This window comes from Streptomyces sp. NPDC047525 (assembly GCF_040643025.1).
GTDB lineage: Bacteria > Actinomycetota > Actinomycetes > Streptomycetales > Streptomycetaceae > Streptomyces > Streptomyces durmitorensis.
In genome coordinates this window covers 49,354-65,594 of sequence record NZ_JBEYTL010000021.1, presented here as the reverse complement: position 1 = coordinate 65,594, position 16,241 = coordinate 49,354, and the positions used below count along the sequence as shown (strand labels likewise).

16 protein-coding genes are annotated in these 16,241 nt (G+C 71.9%); 8 read left to right on the top strand and 8 right to left on the bottom strand.

Annotation, left to right across the window (positions count from 1 at the left end; translation table 11 throughout):
- Window positions 1–300: 300 nt before the first annotated feature.
- Window positions 301–1,476, top strand: a complete 1,176-nt coding sequence (locus ABZ833_RS39295) for an acyl-CoA dehydrogenase family protein (protein ID WP_249591181.1) — start codon at window positions 301–303, stop codon at window positions 1,474–1,476.
- Here ABZ833_RS39295 and ABZ833_RS39290 read toward each other — a convergent pair.
- The gene (locus ABZ833_RS39290) at window positions 1,439–1,792 is read right to left on the bottom strand and encodes a hypothetical protein (protein WP_361057805.1); all 354 of its coding nucleotides are present in this window, start codon (window positions 1,790–1,792) and stop codon (window positions 1,439–1,441) included. The two genes, ABZ833_RS39295 and ABZ833_RS39290, sit on opposite strands and share 38 nt — an antisense overlap.
- 269 nt (window positions 1,793–2,061) lie before the next feature.
- On the opposite strand from ABZ833_RS39290, the gene ABZ833_RS39285 reads away from it, so the two are divergent.
- Window positions 2,062–3,189: a hypothetical protein gene (locus tag ABZ833_RS39285; RefSeq protein ID WP_361057667.1), complete on the top strand. Its 1,128-nt coding sequence runs from the start codon at window positions 2,062–2,064 to the stop codon at window positions 3,187–3,189.
- A gap of 26 nt (window positions 3,190–3,215) precedes the next feature.
- Window positions 3,216–4,307, top strand: coding sequence for a phosphotransferase family protein (locus tag ABZ833_RS39280; protein WP_361057665.1), 1,092 nt, complete (start codon window positions 3,216–3,218; stop codon window positions 4,305–4,307).
- Window positions 4,308–4,323: 16 nt separating this feature from the next.
- On the opposite strand, the gene ABZ833_RS39275 is transcribed toward ABZ833_RS39280, so the two are convergent.
- A complete protein-coding gene (locus ABZ833_RS39275) occupies window positions 4,324–4,767 on the bottom strand; it encodes a hypothetical protein (RefSeq protein WP_249591184.1) in 444 nt (147 codons plus the stop codon).
- A gap of 199 nt (window positions 4,768–4,966) precedes the next feature.
- Here ABZ833_RS39275 and ABZ833_RS39270 point away from each other — a divergent pair, with 199 nt between their 5' ends.
- From ABZ833_RS39270 to fxsA, 4 genes are all read left to right on the top strand, one after another.
- On the top strand, window positions 4,967–5,407 hold the full coding sequence (locus tag ABZ833_RS39270; protein ID WP_249591185.1) for an Lrp/AsnC family transcriptional regulator: 441 nt from the start codon (window positions 4,967–4,969) through the stop codon (window positions 5,405–5,407).
- Between the two features lie 57 nt (window positions 5,408–5,464).
- Entirely contained in the window at window positions 5,465–7,108 is a 1,644-nt protein-coding gene (locus tag ABZ833_RS39265; protein ID WP_361057663.1) for an amidohydrolase, read from the top strand.
- A 492-nt stretch (window positions 7,109–7,600) separates the two neighbouring features.
- Window positions 7,601–8,449: a polyprenol monophosphomannose synthase gene (locus ABZ833_RS39260; RefSeq protein WP_361057661.1), complete on the top strand. Its 849-nt coding sequence runs from the start codon at window positions 7,601–7,603 to the stop codon at window positions 8,447–8,449.
- A gap of 76 nt (window positions 8,450–8,525) precedes the next feature.
- A complete protein-coding gene (fxsA, locus tag ABZ833_RS39255; protein WP_361057659.1) occupies window positions 8,526–9,110 on the top strand; it encodes an FxsA family membrane protein in 585 nt (194 codons plus the stop codon).
- Window positions 9,111–9,222: 112 nt separating this feature from the next.
- On the opposite strand, the gene ABZ833_RS39250 is transcribed toward fxsA, so the two are convergent.
- The 4 genes from ABZ833_RS39250 to ABZ833_RS39235 form a co-directional block, all read right to left on the bottom strand.
- Entirely contained in the window at window positions 9,223–9,597 is a 375-nt protein-coding gene (locus ABZ833_RS39250; RefSeq protein WP_249591189.1) for an RNA polymerase-binding protein RbpA, read from the bottom strand.
- 256 nt (window positions 9,598–9,853) lie between these two features.
- The gene (locus ABZ833_RS39245; RefSeq protein WP_361057656.1) at window positions 9,854–11,206 is read right to left on the bottom strand and encodes an MFS transporter; all 1,353 of its coding nucleotides are present in this window, start codon (window positions 11,204–11,206) and stop codon (window positions 9,854–9,856) included.
- Window positions 11,207–11,251: 45 nt separating this feature from the next.
- Complete coding sequence (locus tag ABZ833_RS39240; RefSeq protein WP_361057654.1) at window positions 11,252–12,019, bottom strand: glycerophosphodiester phosphodiesterase; 768 nt, start codon at window positions 12,017–12,019, stop codon at window positions 11,252–11,254.
- On the bottom strand, window positions 12,016–12,636 hold the full coding sequence (locus ABZ833_RS39235; RefSeq protein WP_361057793.1) for a hypothetical protein: 621 nt from the start codon (window positions 12,634–12,636) through the stop codon (window positions 12,016–12,018). Before ABZ833_RS39235 ends, ABZ833_RS39240 begins: the two co-directional genes overlap by 4 nt.
- 197 nt (window positions 12,637–12,833) lie before the next feature.
- Between ABZ833_RS39235 and ABZ833_RS39230 the strand changes: the two genes are divergently transcribed.
- A complete protein-coding gene (locus tag ABZ833_RS39230) occupies window positions 12,834–14,333 on the top strand; it encodes a PLP-dependent aminotransferase family protein (RefSeq protein ID WP_361057652.1) in 1,500 nt (499 codons plus the stop codon).
- 20 nt (window positions 14,334–14,353) lie between these two features.
- Here ABZ833_RS39230 and ABZ833_RS39225 read toward each other — a convergent pair whose 3' ends face one another.
- Window positions 14,354–15,967, bottom strand: a complete 1,614-nt coding sequence (locus tag ABZ833_RS39225; protein ID WP_361057650.1) for an ATP-binding protein — start codon at window positions 15,965–15,967, stop codon at window positions 14,354–14,356.
- A 56-nt stretch (window positions 15,968–16,023) separates the two neighbouring features.
- A complete protein-coding gene (locus ABZ833_RS39220) occupies window positions 16,024–16,218 on the bottom strand; it encodes a hypothetical protein (RefSeq protein WP_249591193.1) in 195 nt (64 codons plus the stop codon).
- Window positions 16,219–16,241 lie beyond the last annotated feature (23 nt).

The following is a 16,241-nucleotide window of genomic DNA, read 5'->3' as shown; positions in this document are numbered from 1 at the left end:
AATCTTGAATTGGCATGAACGCGGAAAGGCGCTCGGCTGGACTCTAGGAGGACTAGACCAGTGGGGTCAATGGTTCGGACCAATCCCGCGCCCCTCTTGCGGCCGTCGGCTATCTTTTGAGTAAGCGGTCGTTAACTAGTGACTGGCCGCCGCCGATCGGGCATACTCAACGCGCCACAGCCGCTGGTCACAGCGCCTTCCGCGACCCGGAAGGGCGCCACCGGCCGGGCCGAGAAGACACGGTGGCGCCGCACTACCCCGCGGGTCCGCCGCAGTGCCGAAAGGGAGGATGCGATCGCCATGCCTGAGCGAACCTTGCAGCAGTCCGTGGACCGTCAGTTGCCCACGGACGAGGCGCGGGATCTGTTCTCGCTCGTCCGTGAACTCGTCCAGCGGGAGATCACTCCCCGCGCGGCCGAGGAGGAGGACGCGGGGCGCTTCCCCCGCGAGGTCTTCTCCCTCCTCTCCGAGTCCGGACTGCTCGGCCTTCCGTACGCCTCGGAGTTCGGCGGCGGCGACCAGCCGTACGAGGTCTATCTCCAGGTCCTCGAAGAGCTCGCAGCCGCCCGGCTCACCGTCGGCCTCGGCGTCAGCGTCCACTCCCTGTCCTGCCACGCGCTCGCGGGGTACGGCACGAAGGAGCAGCAGGCGGAGCACCTCCCCGCGATGCTCGGCGGTGGACTGCTCGGCGCGTACTGCCTCTCCGAGCCGGCATCGGGCTCGGACGCGGCCTCCTTGAGCACGAAGGCGGTGCGCGACGGCGACGACTGGGTGATCAGCGGCACGAAGGCGTGGATCACGCACGGCGGAGTCGCCGACTTCTACACCGTCCTGGCCCGCACCGGCGGCGACGGCGCCCGCGGCATCTCCGCGTTCCTGGTGCCGGGCGACGCCGAGGGCCTGAACGCGGCGCTGCCCGAGAAGAAGATGGGCATGAAGGGCTCACCCACCGCCCAGATCCACTTCGACGGGGTGCGCGTCTCCGACGCCCGCCGCATCGGCGAGGAGGGCCAGGGCTTCGCGATCGCGCTCTCCGCGCTGGACTCGGGGCGGCTCGGCATCGCGGCCTGCGCCGTCGGCGTGGCCCAGGCAGCGCTGGACGAGGCGCTCCGATACGCCACCGAGCGGAGGCAGTTCGGGCGGCCGATCGCGGACTTCCAGGGCCTTCGGTTCATGCTCGCGGATATGGCGACGCAGATCGAGGCGGGCCGCGCGCTCTACCTCTCGGCGGCGCGGCTGCGCGACGCGGGCAGGCCGTTCTCCAAGCAGGCGGCCATGGCCAAACTGCTGTGCACGGACGCCGCGATGAAGGTCACGACGGACGCCGTTCAGGTGCTCGGAGGCTATGGCTACACCGCGGACTTCCCCGTGGAGCGCTTCATGCGCGAGGCCAAGGTGCTGCAGATCGTCGAGGGCACCAATCAGATCCAGCGGATGGTCATCGCCCGTCACCTCGCGGGTCCCGACTCGCGCTGAACTGCCCGAGCCTGACCGCGGGCGCCGCGAGTCGCACCCACTCCGGGTCGTGCCGCCCCGGCAGGGTCTTGCCCCGCTCGGCCCAGTTCCGGATGAGGGCGCGGTAGATGGGTGGATCCAGCAGGTGCGGCTGCTGGGGCTGAGGCGGGGGCGGTGGCTGCTGGGGCGGTTGCGGGCGCTGCGGCGGCTGCGAGTGCTGCTGGTGCTGCGGGTACTGGGGAACCGATTCTGCGGACGGCGGGGGAGCCGTCAGGAGGGTGCGCCTGCGGCGGCCGGTCGGCGGATGCGTGGCGGGCATCGGCGTGGGGGTGGTCATACGTGGCCAACGCGCGCCGCGGGGAGCTGGTCACCGCTCACGGAATTCGAGCGTCAGTTCGCGACCTGCCCGTGCGGCCGCCCGGGGCGTGCCCGCGACCCCCCGCGACGCCCCGTGTCCGCGCGATCCGTGCGGGGTCCGCGGCGCGGCGAACGCGGGCTGACACGTGTCTGGCTCCGTCACGCGGTCTGACGTACCGTCAACTCCGCGCCGGGGGCCCGGTCTCCGCCCCGTGCCAGCCAACTGCCGTGCACCCAGGGAGGTTTGCCGTGGCAGACGACCGTCCCGTCCCGCTCGACGAGTACCCGATCCATCAGGTGCCGCTGTCCATGAAGCAGGTCGCGACGGGCGACCGCAACGCCTACGACCGCTGCATCTTCCACCTCTTCGACCACGAGGGCCGCGCGCTCCTCATCCTCGGTCTCGGCGTCTACCCGAACGTCGGTGTCATCGATGCGTACGCCACTTTGCGCATCGGGGATACGCTCCACGCCGTACGGGCGTCGGACGCGCTCGGCGACGACCGGATGAACCTCTCCGTCGGCCCGCTGACCATCACTGTCGAGGAACCGCTGCGGCGGCTGCGCCTGAGGTGCGCCGCCGACCCGCACGACCCCGACTCACTCTCGTACGACATCGCGTGGACCGCGGACTTCCCCGCCCTCTGGGAGCCGCACCACATCCAGCGGCGCGGCGACCGGCTCTCCCTCGAAGGGCGCCGCTTCGTCCAGGCGGGCGGCTGTGCCGGGGTGATCCGCGTCGGCGGCGAGGAGATACCGGTGACCGCGGGGGAGTGGACCGCCACCCGCGACCGCAGCTGGGGTGTGCGGCCGATCCCCGGCGAGGAACGCGGGCGCCTGGAGGAGGAGTTCGGCACCGAGGGCTTCCACTGGATCTGGAGCCCGGTGCGCTTCGACGACCGCTTCCTGATGGTCATCGCCCAGGAGGACGCGGACGGCCACCGCTCCCTCAACGAGGCGACGCTCGTACGCAACGGCGCGCGTGATCGCCAACTCGGCTGGCCCCAGGCCGACATCACCTACCGCTCCGGCACCCGCCACCCCGAGCGCGCCGTCATCCACCTCACCGACCCCGACGACCGCAAGTCCCTGGAGCTCGGCGTCGAGGTCCTCGCCTCCCTGCCGCTCGCCGTCGGCGCCGGCTATCCGCCCGCGGACGACTGGCAGCACGGCACCTGGCAGGGGCGCGGCTGGACCGACCGCCGTGACTACGACCTGTCGGATCCGTCGGCGCACCCCCGGGCCGCCTACGGGGTCATCGACCACGCGGCCCGCTTCACCCTGGGCGGGCAGACGGGGTACGGGATCTTCGAGCACGGCAGCTTCGGCCGCCACGACCCGAGCGGCTTCACCGGCTTCGACTCCGTGGCCCCCTGAGATCCACAGCTGAGAGGAGCTCGGCGATGGCGACAGCACCGCGTCCCCGCACCACCACCCGCGACCCGGAGGAGCTGGCCCGCAGGCTCACGGCCTGGCTCGCCGTGCGCCTGCCCGGCGCCAAGGCCACCGGCGTACGGGTCCCCGAGTCCAACGGCATGTCGAGCGAGACCCTGCTCTTCGACATCGAGCACCCTGAACCACCGCTGCGGGCCTGCGCGTTGCGCGTGGCGGCGGACCCGGCCGCGTACACGATCTTCCCGGTCTACGACCTGCCGCGCCAGCACCGCACGATGCGGCTCGTCGCCGAGTCCACCGATCTGCCCGTGCCGCGCGTGCTGTGGCTCGAGGACGACCCGGGGCCGCTCGGCGCGCCCTTCTTCGTCATGGAGCGGGTCGAGGGGCGCGTGCCGCCGGACGTCATGCCCTATACGTACGAGGGGAATTGGCTCCATGCGGCGAGCGACGCCGAACGCGCGCACCTGGAGGAGGCCTCGATCCGCCTGATCGCTCACCTCCACGACCAAGTGCCCGTGGCGGAGGCCCAGTTCCTGACACTCCCCGGCGAGGGCAGCCCGCTGCGCCGCCACGTCGACGCCCAACGCGCCTACTACCACTGGGTGGTCGACGGCCTGCCCCGCTCGCCCCTCATCGAGAGCGCCTTCGACCGGCTGGAGGAGTCGTGGCCCGCCGACGAGGGCGAGACCGTCCTCAACTGGGGCGACGCACGCATAGGGAACGTCATCTACGACGGGTTCGACCCCGCGGCCGTCCTGGACTGGGAGATGGCGGCGCTGGCACCCCGCGAGGTCGACCTCGGCTGGATGGTCTACCTGCACCGCTTCTTCCAGGACCTGACGGTGAGCTTCGGGCAGGACGGACTGCCCGGCTTCCTGCGCCGTGAAGCCATCGAGGAGCGCTACGCCCGGCTGACGGGCCACACGCCGCGGTCCATGGAATTCCACACGCTGTACGCGGCGCTGCGGCACGCCGTCGTCATGCTGCGCGTCGCCTACCGCCAGGTGCACTTCGGCGAGGCGGCGGTCCCCGATGACCCGGACACGCTGATCCTGCACCACGCCAGCCTGGCGGCCATGGTGCAGGGCAGCTATTGGTAGCGGCTATGGGTGGACGTCAGGCCGCGGAGCGCCCGTCCTGCTCCGGTACGCGGCGCGGGCGCGAGCCCTGGCCGCCGACGTGCGAGAAGGGCTGCGTCCGCCAGTCGAGTCCCTGAGGGAGCGTCAACAGCAGGGCGGTGTCCTGCTCCTGAGCCTCCATCGTCTCGTCCGCGGGCTCCGCGTCGGCCGCGGCGCGGCCCGTGCCGGGGCACACCGTGAGCCCGAACGGGTTCCACCGCGTGGCGCACAGCGCGTGCTCGGGCAGGACGTCCTCGTCGGCGAGGAGCGCGATCGGCTGCGCGCAGTCGGGGCACGTCACCCGGTACATCTCGAAGGTGTCGTACGCGTCGAACTCGGATTCGGCCGGTTCGACGCCCTCCGATACGGGTGCGGGCGCGAATTCGTCGGAGCGCTGCTGCTTGCTGCGGGCAGGGCGACCGGGGCGCTTCAAGTTCTGCATGGGATTCTCCCCCTTGGGTGGGCCGAGAAGGCGCTGCGGCCTCGACCACAGCAAGCACTTCCCGTCCCGTCGTAGAGGTAATCGTGGCATCCCTTTGGACACGGTCACAGGTATGTGGCGTTCGTCACATGCCCGGAGAAGATGCCGCTGCCGTGCCCACAGGTATCCGGAGGGATCAAGAGCCCTGTAGGTTCAGCGCATGGAGGAGCTGGACCGACAGATCGTGCAGCTGCTCGTCAAGGACGGGCGGATGAGCTACACCGACCTGGGCAAGGCCACGGGCCTGTCCACATCGGCCGTGCACCAGCGGGTGCGCCGCCTTGAGCAGCGGGGCGTCATCCGCGGCTATGGCGCGGTCGTGGACCCGGAGGCCGTCGGCCTTCCGCTCACGGCGTTCATCTCGGTGAAGCCGTTCGACCCCAGCGCACCCGACGACATCGCCGAACGCCTCGCGGGCGTCCCGGAGATCGAGGCGTGCCACAGCGTGGCGGGCGACGAGAACTACATCCTCAAGGTGCGCGTCGCGACCCCCCTGGAGCTCGAACACCTGCTGAGCCGCCTGCGCGCACTCGCCGGCGTCTCCACGCGGACGACGGTCGTGCTCTCCACGCCCTACGAGGCCCGGCCCCCGCAGGTCTGAGCCGCCCGTGGCAGCCCCGTGCGCGGGGCCCGTACCCGCAGGGGCCAGACTGTTCCCATGAGCGAGAGCACCACCCCCCAGAACGGCCCTCAGGGCCACCGCACCGTGCTGCTGCGCGGCGGAGACGTCCACAGCCCCGCCGATCCGTTCGCCACGGCCATGGTCGTCGAACGCGGGCACGTCGCCTGGGTGGGATCCGAGGGCGCCGCCGACGCGTTCGCCGACGGCGTGGACGAGGTCGTCGACCTCGAAGGAGCTCTTGTCACCCCGGCGTTCACCGATGCGCATGTGCACACCACGGCGACCGGACTCGCCCTGACGGGACTCGATCTGACGGGCTCCCGCTCCCTGGACGACGCGCTGGTCCGCGTGCGCGAACACGCCGCCGCCCGGCCGCACGACCGGGTCCTCCTGGGCCACGGCTGGGACGCCGCCCGCTGGGTGGGCGGCCGTCCGCCCACGCGCGCGGAGCTCGACGAGGCGTCCGGCGGACGTCCCCTCTATCTCTCCCGCATCGACGTCCACTCGGCCGTCGTCAGCACGGCGCTGCTCGACCTCGTCCCCGGCGTCACAGGGCGCACCGGCTTCCACGCGGACGCGCCGCTGACCGCCGACGCCCACCACGCGGTGCGCGCCGCCGCCCTCGGCGCCCTCACCCCGCAGCAGCGCACCGAGGCCCAGCGCGCGGCGCTCAAGCATGCCGCGTCCCTCGGCATCGGCTCCGTGCACGAGTGCGCGGGCCCTGACATCTCCGGTGAGGACGACCTCACGGGGCTGCTTCGCCTCGCCGCCGACGAGGCCGGTCCCCGCGTCGTCGGCTACTGGGCCCAGCAGGGCGAGGAAGGCGTCGCCCGTGCAAAGGAGCTGGGTGCCATCGGCGCCGCGGGCGATCTCTTCGTCGACGGCGCCCTCGGCTCGCACACCGCCTGCCTGCACGAGCCGTACGCCGACTCCGGACACACCGGCACCGCCTATCTGGACGCGGCCGCCGTCACCGCCCACGTGGTCGCCTGCACCGAGGCGGGCGTCCAGGCGGGATTCCACGCGATCGGCGACGCCGCGGTGACCGCCGTCGTCGACGGCTTCCGCGCGGCTTCGGAGAAGGTCGGCCTGGCCCGCGTGCGCGCCGCGAGGCACCGCGTCGAGCACGCCGAGATGCTCACCCCGGAGACGATCGCCGCCTTCGCCGAACTCGGCCTCACCGCCTCCGTGCAGCCCGCCTTCGACGCCCTGTGGGGCGGCGACGACGGCATGTACGCCCAGCGCCTGGGCGCCGAGCGGGCCCGCACCCTGAACCCGTACGCGGCCCTCCTGCGCACCGGCGTCCCGCTCGCCTTCGGCTCCGACAGCCCGGTCACCCCGCTCGACCCCTGGGGCACGGTCAGGGCCGCCGCGTTCCACCAGAACCTCGATCACCGCGTGTCGGTGCGCGCCGCGTTCACCGCCCACACCCGGGGCGGCTGGCGGGCCATCGGGCGGGACGACGCGGGCGTCCTGGTGCCGGGGGCGCCCGCCGACTACGCCGTCTGGCGGACCGGGGATCTGGTGGTCCAGGCCCCCGACGACCGGGTCGCGCGCTGGTCGACCGATCCGCGCTCCGGCACGCCCGGGCTGCCCGACCTGACCCCCGGCGCCGAACTCCCCGTCTGCCTGCGCACGGTCGTCTTCGGAAAGACGGTCTTCGTACGGCCACAAGAGTGATGTCCCGGCGGTGCGTACCGCCGATCGCGGTCCGTTGGCGCGTCGCACGACCTGCGTATCCTCGGCACTGACCTGGAGCTCTTTGGAATCGGCCCAGGTCAAACGGCTATTGACAGAACGCGGCCGTCGGCCGGTAGGTTCGGCCGGGTCCACCACAGGACGTCCGACCGGAGAATCTCCACGCAACCGTCGAACGCCGCTGGGCCATGGGTGGTGGTGTGCCGCACCGGCGCACCGCCACTGGGAGCCAGGTCCAGCGCCCGCGCCGCGGATGCGAGGGAACGTTCCACCGGGCCGGCAGGTGTGACCCGGGTGGGGCCCGGACGCTCAGTAGACAACGGCTCTCGGTCGACCCGCAGCCAGCGGGCCCCAGGTCGGCCCGAAGGGTGCCGGGCCCCGATCCGCAGTACTCCCCTCAACCGCACGTGCCGCCGCGGCCCTGATGGAAGCGGCCACTATGGTGGTCCTCTGCGTACGAACGAAGGGGCAGTAGTGAACGACGGCGGTGGGGTCTCCGAAACCGGTGACCAGGGGAGGCAGTTCGGCCCGCTCGGCATGGCCTTGGTGATCATTCCGACCTACAACGAGGCGGAGAACATCCAGTCCATCGTCGGCCGTGTCCGGGTCGCCGTGCCCGAGGCGCACATCCTCGTCGCCGACGACAACAGCCCCGACGGCACCGGCAAGATCGCCGATGAGCTCGCGGTCGACGACGACCACGTCCACGTACTGCACCGCAAGGGCAAGGAAGGCCTCGGCGCGGCCTATCTCGCGGGCTTCCAGTGGGGCCTGGACAACGACTACGGAGTGGTCGTCGAGATGGACGCCGACGGCTCCCACCAGCCCGAGGAGCTGCCCCGGCTGCTCACCGCGCTCAAGGGCGCCGACCTCGTCCTCGGCTCGCGCTGGGTGCCGGGCGGGCGGATCGTGAACTGGCCCAAGTACCGCCAGTACATCTCCCGCGGCGGCAGCACGTACTCCCGGCTGATGCTCGACGTGCCGATCCGCGACGTCACCGGTGGCTATCGCGCCTTCCGCCGCGAGACCCTCGAAGGCATCGGCCTCGACGAGGTCGCCTCGCAGGGGTACTGCTTCCAGGTCGACCTGGCGCGCCGGGCGATCAAGGCGGGCTATCACGTGGTCGAGGTGCCGATCACCTTCATCGAGCGAGAGCTCGGCGACAGCAAGATGAGCCAGGACATCGTCGCCGAGGCGCTGTGGCGCGTCACGGCGTGGGGCGTGGGGGAGCGCGTCGGCCGCGTGGGCCGCGCGCTGGGCCGCAAGGACACCGGGGGAACCCAGGGACCCCAGGAGCCCGGTAACGGCCGCAAGGACCCCTGATCACCGCTCGTCCCGCGGTCGCTCGTCGATCATCCCCCTTATGCCGGTCTGAGCCGGGTCCAGGCACACTGGACCCATGACGACTGGCGTACCGCCCACCCGACCCGCCCGGCCCCGGCGCTCCCGCGTCCTGAGGTTTTTGCCGCTCGGCATCGCCGCGTGGCTGGTCCTGGAGATCTGGCTGCTCACCGTGGTGGCGGGCGCCGCCGGCGGGCTCACGGTGTTCCTGCTGCTCGTGGCCGGTGTGGTGCTCGGCGGCATGGTCATCAAGCGTGCAGGGCGCCGGGCCTTCCGCGAGCTGAGCGAGGCGCTGCAACAGCAGCAGCAGGGCGGTCTGGCGCCGCACCCCTCCGAGCGGGGCGGTGGCAACGCCCTGACGATGCTGGGCGGCCTGCTGATCATCCTGCCGGGGCTGATCTCCGACGCCCTGGGACTGCTCCTCCTTGTGCCGCCCGTCCAGAAGGCCGTCAGTCGTACGGCGGAGAAGACTTTCGAGCGCAAGGTCCGCGAGGCCACCGCGCAGGGCGGCCTGGGCGACGCGTTCCAGCAGGCGCGCATGCACCGTCCGGACGGCAAGGTCGTCCAGGGCGAGGTCATCAGGGACGACGAGCGGCCGGCCCGCGGCCCGCACCCGGACGACCCGCAGCTGCCGCCCCGCTGAGCGGCGCAGCCGCCCGCGCGGGCGGCTGCGGACAGCACGAAGGCCGGGGCCACTGCTGAGCAGTGGCCCCGGCCTTCGTGTGCGGTGTTGTGCGGTGTTCCTCAGTTCGCCGTCAGGCGGACTTGCGGCTGTCCCGCGGATGCACCGCGATGTTCATGGCTCCTGAACGGAGAACCGCGAGGCGCTCCTCCAGGACCTCCTCGAGTTCTTCTCGAGTCCGGCGCTCCATGAGCATGTCCCAGTGCGTTCGCGCAGGCTTGCCCTTCTTCTCCTCGGGTCCGTCGCCGTCTACAAGGAGTGCCTGGACCCCGCAGACCTTGCACTCCCACTCCGGCGGGATTTCTGCCTCTACCGAGAACGGCATCTCAAATCGATGTCCGTTCTGGCATGCGTACTCCACGGCCTGGCGCGGAGCCAAGTCGATGCCGCGGTCGGTCTCGTAGCTGGTCACCACGAGGCGCGTGCCGCGAAGAGCTCGCTCACTCATGAATCGTGCCTCCCGGGCTTGTCGCCCACAGGACAGGTGTCGCTGTCGTCGTCATCCGGTCAACGTCCGGTCGGCGGTAAAGATTCCCGTTAAGGGTCATGCGTCGCCGTCGTATGCCGCCCCTTGTTGTACCCACCAGCGCCCGGTATGTCACATCTGACAGAGGATGTCACCCTGCGTTTCTCAATCTTGAGCGCGCAGTAACGGTCCGCCTGGTAAGCCAAACGCGTACACTACCGCCCTTTGGCTTCAGTTGCTAAATCCTGTCGGGTACGGGATTTCCCGCGTCGCGGATCGCGCGCCGTACGGGTACCCGCGCGAGCAGGACGAAACCGATCACGAAGAAGGCCACCAGCGAGACGATCGCGTCCCGGTAGCTCCCCGTGAGCTGGTACGTCAGGCCGAAGATCAGCGGCCCGAGCCAGGCCATGCCGCGGTCGCTGATCTCGTACGCGGAGAAGTACTCGGCCTCCTTGCCCGCCGGCACCAGATGCGAGAACAGGGACCGCGAGAGCGCCTGCGAACCCCCGAGCACCAGGCCGATCCCCGCCGCGAGCGCGAAGAACCACACGGGCGCGCCCGCCGGCAGGAAGAACCCGGCCCCGATCGTCACCGTCCACGCGACGAGCGAGCCGAGGATGGTGCGCTTGGCGCCGTACGTCCGTGCCAGGCGCCCCATGGCGAGCGCCCCCGCCACCGCGAGCACCTGCACGAGCAGGACCGCCACGATCAGCGTGGACTGGCCGAGGCCAAGCTCCTCGGAGCCGTAGACGGACGCCTGGGAGATCACCGTCTGCACGCCGTCGTTGTAGACGAGGTAGGCGAGCAGGAAGGACAGGGTGTGCGGGTGGCGGCGCATGTCGCGCACGGTCGACGCCAGCTGCCGCCAGCCGCGTGCCGACGCCTCCGAAGGCGGCACCTTGCGGTCACGGAGCCGCCGCAGCGGTACGAGCGTGAAGGCGCCCCACCACACGCCCGCCGACGCCAGGCAGATGCGCACGGCCGTCGACTCCGAGACGCCGAAGGTGTCGTGGGCCAGGAACAGGACCAGATTCGCCACCAGGACGAGCGCGCCCGCCGCGTAACCGAACGCCCAGCCGCGCGAGGAGACCGCGTCACGCTCCTGGGGAGGCGCGATCTGCGGCAGATAGGAGTTGTAGACCACCATCGAGACGGCGAGCGCGGCGTTGGAGACGATCAGCAGGAAGCCGCCGAGGAGATAGCGGTCGCCGTCCAGGAAGAACATGCCTGCCGTCGACGCGGCCCCCACGTAGGCGGCCACGGCGAGCAGCGGCTTCTTGCGGCCCGTGCGGTCGGCCGCGGCGCCCGCGAGCGGCATGACGAGGACCGAGACGATCACCGATGCCGACACCGCGTACGCGAAGAAGGCCCCGGCGCTGACCGGGATGCCCAGCGGGTGGACGTATCCGTCGCCGTCGGCGGCCGACTTGGCGATCTCCGTCAGGTACGGGCCGAGGAACACGGTCAGGACGCTCGTCGAGTAGACCGAGCACGCCCAGTCGTAGAAGTACCAGCCGCGCTGCTCGCGCCGCCGCCCGGCGGCGCCCTCGTCGGCCGGTGGTGCCGCTCGCACGGTGTCGGTGCCCACCCGTGCCCCCTCGCTGATCCCCGTGGTCCGCCGCTCGCGAGGCGGTCAGGTCCAGGCTCCCCGGTCCTTCAGCACGTCGCGCAGCGTCTCGATGTGATCAGTGATGATGCCATCCACGCCGAGGTCGAGAAGGGCGGCCATACGTTCCGCGTCATTGACCGTCCAGACGTGCACCTGCAGCCCGCGCGCGTGGGCCGCGCGCAGGAAGCGGCGGTCCACCACCCGGATCCCGGCGTGCGTCTCGGGCACCTGCGCGCACACCGCGGAGCGGCGCACGGGGGCGGGGACGCCGTACGAACCGAGCCGCAGGCCCGCCACGCCGCGCGTACCGAACGAGGTGGCGAGGCGTGGCCCCGCGAGCCGTTGGGCCCGTGCCACGCGGGACTCGGAGAACGAGCCGACGCACACGCGGTCCCAGGCGTCGGTGCGGCGCAGCAGCCCCAGGAGCGGGAGCAGGGCGGGCTCGGCCTTGACGTCCACGTTCCAGCGGACGTCGGGGAAGGCCTCCAGGAGCTCTTCGAAGAGGGGCACCGGCTCGCTGCCCGCCACGCGCGCGTGGCGCACGTCGCTCCACGGGAGGTCGGCGATCCGCCCGGCCGCGTCCGTCACGCGGTCGAGCGTCGCGTCGTGGAAGGCCACAAGACGGCCGTCCGCTGTGGCGTGCACATCCGTCTCGATGTAGCGGTACCCCAGGTCCACCGCGCGCCGGAACGCGACGGCGGTGTTCTCCAGGCCGTCCGCCGCCCCGCCGCGGTGGGCGAAGGGCAGCGGGCCGGGGTGGTCGAGATAGGGATGGCGTACGCGCGTGGTCACCGCTGCAGTATCGCCTGCTCCGATGGACCGCCGGCTGCCGCCGGGCCTCCCCGGGATGGAGCGGGGACGGCGAAGAAGCGCAGGAAGAACTGGGCCAGCGGACCGATCGCCAGCGCGTACAGGACCGTTCCGATGCCCACCGTGCCGCCGAAGGCGAAGCCGGTGGCGACCACCGCCACCTCGACGAGTGTCCGCATCAGCCGGATCGAGCGGCCCGTGCGCTGGTGCAGGCCCGTCATCAGGCCGTCCCGCGGTCCAGGACCGAACGTGGCGGCGATGTAGAGCCCGGTCGCCAGGCCGTTCAGGACGATCCCCGCCACGAGGAGCGGTATGCGGGCGCCGAGCCCGTGCGCGTCCGGCATCAGGGCGAGGGTGCCGTCCATCGCGAGGCCGACGACGAAGACGTTGGACACCGTGCCCAGGCCGGGGCGCTGCCGCAGCGGGATCCACAGGAGGAGCACCGCGGCCCCGATGAAGATCGAGACGACGCCGATGGACATCCCCGTCAGTTCGGCCAGACCCTGGTGCAGCACGTTCCACGGTTCGAGGCCGAGACCGGACACCACCAGGAGCGCGGAGCTCGCGCCGTACAGGGCCAGACCGACGTACAACTGCATGAGCCGACGCGCGAGGTGCGGTTTCACCGGCTGTGGCTGCACGGACTGCCCCGGCTGCCCGGACCGGCCGGTCGTCGGTGGCTTCGTCGTGGACAAGAGATGCCCCCCTGCTGGTGGTAGTGGCCTGACACATGACACTCTGTGGCTCGTAAAGGGATGCCAACCATGGCCAATTCCAGGAAGGTGGACTGGGAATCATGGCTCAGTGGACTTCGGCGGTGGGCGCCACACAGCTCGCCCGGCTGCTCACCTCCCAGCAGACGCGCCCCGCGGGCCCCGGCACGCGCCGCCCGCCCGCCTACCGCGCCCTCGCCGACGGCATCCGCATGCTCGTCCTCGAAGGCCGCGTCCCGGTCGCCGCGCGCCTGCCCGCCGAGCGCGAGCTCGCCGTCTCCCTCGCCGTCAGCCGGACCACGGTCGCGGCCGCGTACGAGGCGCTGCGCACCGAAGGCTTCCTGGAGTCCCGCAGGGGAGCGGGCAGTTGGACCGCCGTCCCGGCCGGGAACCCGCTGCCCGCACGCGGGCTCGAACCCCTGCCGCCCGAGGCGCTCGGCTCCATGATCGACCTGGGCTGCGCGGCGCTGCCCGCGCCGGAGCCCTGGCTCACCCGCGCCGTGCAGGGAGCCCTGGGGGAACTCCCCCCGTACGCGCACACGCACGGAGACTTCCCCGCCGGTCTGCCGGCGCTGCGTCAGATGCTCGCCGAGCGCTACACCGCGCGCGGCATCCCGACGATGCCCGAACAGATCATGGTCACGACCGGGGCGATGGGCGCCATCGACGCGATCTGCCATCTGTTCGCGCCGCGCGGCGAACGCATCGCCGTCGAGTCCCCGTCGTACGCGAACATCCTCCAGCTCATGCGCGAGACGGGCGCCCGCCTGGTTCCCGTCGCCATGTCCGAGGGGCTCGAAGGGTGGGACATGTACCGCTGGCGGCAGGTGCTGCGGGACGCCGCACCCCGCCTCGCCTATGTGGTCGCGGACTTCCACAACCCCACGGGAGCGCTCGCCGACGAGGACCAGCGGCGCAAGCTGGTCGACGCCGCGCGCTCCGCGGGAACGGTCCTCGTCGTCGACGAGACCATGATCGAGCTGCAGCTCGACGACGACGCGACGATGCCGCGCCCCGTCTGCGGCTTCGACCCGGCGGGCTCGACCGTCATCACCGTCGGCTCGGCGAGCAAGGCCTTCTGGGCGGGTATGCGCATCGGCTGGGTGCGGGCCGCGCCCGACGTGATCCGGAGCCTGGTCTCGGCACGTGCGTACGCCGACATGGGCACCCCTGTCCTCGAACAGCTGGCCGTGAACTGGCTCCTGAGCACCGGCGGCTGGGAGTCGGCCGTGCAGGTGCGCAGGGACCAGGCCCGCGAGAACCGCGACGCCCTGGTCGCCGCCGTCCGCCGCGAGCTGCCCGAATGGGAGTTCGCGGTACCGGCCGGTGGCCTCACCCTGTGGGCACGCGCCGGAGGGCTCTCCGGCTCCCGCCTCGCCGAGGTGGGCGAGCGGGTGGGGGTCAGGGTCCCGTCAGGGCCGCGCTTCGGCGTGGACGGAGCCTTCGAGGGGTATGTGCGGCTGCCGTTCACCGTGGGAGGCGCGGTGGCGGACGAGGCGGCGGTGCGCCTCGCGGCGGCCGCGCGCCTGGTGGAGACAGGGGCGGGCGCGGGCGTGGAGGCGCCGCGGGCCTTCGTGGCCTGAGCGTCAGCTGTTCCTGCGCGTCACTTCTCGGCGGGCACGGGCTCCGGTGTCGCGTCGGGTTCCGTCGCCACGGTGTCGGCCTCGGAGTCCGCCTCGGTGCCGGTGCCGGTGCCGCCGTCGGCAGGGGTGCTCCGTGCGGGCAGCAGTTCCATCACCGCCTGCCGGTGTGACTCGCTCGTCGCGTCGTCGTACGGATCGGGCGTCGCGGGCACCTGGAGCCGGTGCACCGGACCCGTGCCGAGCCGGGCGTACCCGCGTCCGGGCGGGACGTCGGACGTGGGCGTCGTGCGGGGCGGCACCCCGAGGATGTCCTCGACCTGGTCGAGCGTCGTGGGGCCGAGGACCACGCGCGCGCGGGTGTGCTGGCGCACCGGGTCGCTCAGTGCGTCCAGGCTGTCGAACTGGTCGGCCACGACCACCGTGACATGGGCCGCCCTGCCGTGCCGCAGCGGCACCTGGAGCAGCGACTGCGGGTCCTTGCGTCCGTCGGCGGCTGCCAGGTGACCGAGCACGCTGGGGCGGTCCAGGAGGATCCACAGGGGGCGCTTGGTGTCGTCCGGGGCGGGGTGGCCCGCCTGCCGGGCGCGGTTGGCGGAGATCAGGCGCCGCTCCGTCTCGTGCGCGGCCCACTCCAGGCTCGCCAGGGCTCCTGCGAGCCCGCACTCGATGGCCAGGACGCCGTCGCGTCCGGTCAGACAGGCGTAGTCGCCGATGCCGCTGCCCTCGACGATGAGGACGTCTCCGTGCACCAGGGCCTGCAGGGCGATGGAGCGCAGCAGGGTCGTGGTGCCGCTGCCGGGCTCGCCGACCACCAGGAGGTGCGGCTCGGTGGAGCGGGGGCCGGTGCGCCAGACGACCGGCGGAACGTCGCGCTGCTCGCCGCCGTCCTGCACGGGAAGGGTGCGCTGGACGCCGGTGGGGTCGGTGAAGCCGAGGACGGTCTCGCCGGGGGACGTGACGAACCGCTGGGCGGCGATGTCGGTGGGCAGCGGGGGCAGCACGTTCACCGTGAGCTGGTTGCCCTCCTCGTCCCACTCGAAGTGGTACTCGCGGCCGCGGCCCGCCTTCGCGTGCAGCAGCTGTTCGATCCGTGCGCGTGAGTCGGCCTCGCCGTCGGTGAAGTACGCGGGGTAGCGCACCACCAGATGGCACACACGTCCGTTCTCGTCGAACTCGTACGACGTGAGGGCCTTGTCCCACTCGCCGCCGTGCGCGAAGAGCGGCGCCGGATCCTCGGGGACGGAGAAGTACGGGACGAGCGCTTCGTAGAGGGACTGCAGCCGCTGGGTCTGCGCCTCGTCGGGACCGGTGGGCGCCGGAGCCGTGCGTTCCCTGCCGGTCCACGCGGCGGCCGCCATCAGGCAGATGGCGGCGAGCAGCGGACCGTACGGAATGAGGGCCACGACCAGGACGACCGAAGCCACCAGGAACAGCAGCGGTCCGCGCCGGTCCTTGGGGGTGTCGGCCCACTTGCGCCGCCCGGCCGCTGCCAGCCGGCGCAGTCCACGAGTGATCGTGATCAGCGGGTGGAGGACGTCGGTGGCGCTGTCGGCGGCCGACCGTGCGAACTCCCGGCTCCGGGCGATCGAGGCGGTGCCGTTGCTCAGGATGCGGGGGAGGGGGCGCCGGGCCACGTCAGTCTCCAGATGGTGCGAACGAAGTTGCTACCGGGGGCAGGGAGCAGGGGACATCAGAACTTGATCCCGCCGAGGAGGCTCGCCAGGCTCGCGCTGCCGGCCTTGATGCTCGGGGCGATGGCGGTGCCCGCCATGAAGAAGCCGAAGAGCGCGCAGACCAGAGCGTGGGACGCCTTGAGGCCGTCCTTGCGGAAGAACAGGAAGACGATGATTCCGAGCAGCACGACGCCGGAGATGGACAGGATCATGAGGGTTCTCCTGGTTGGTGGGG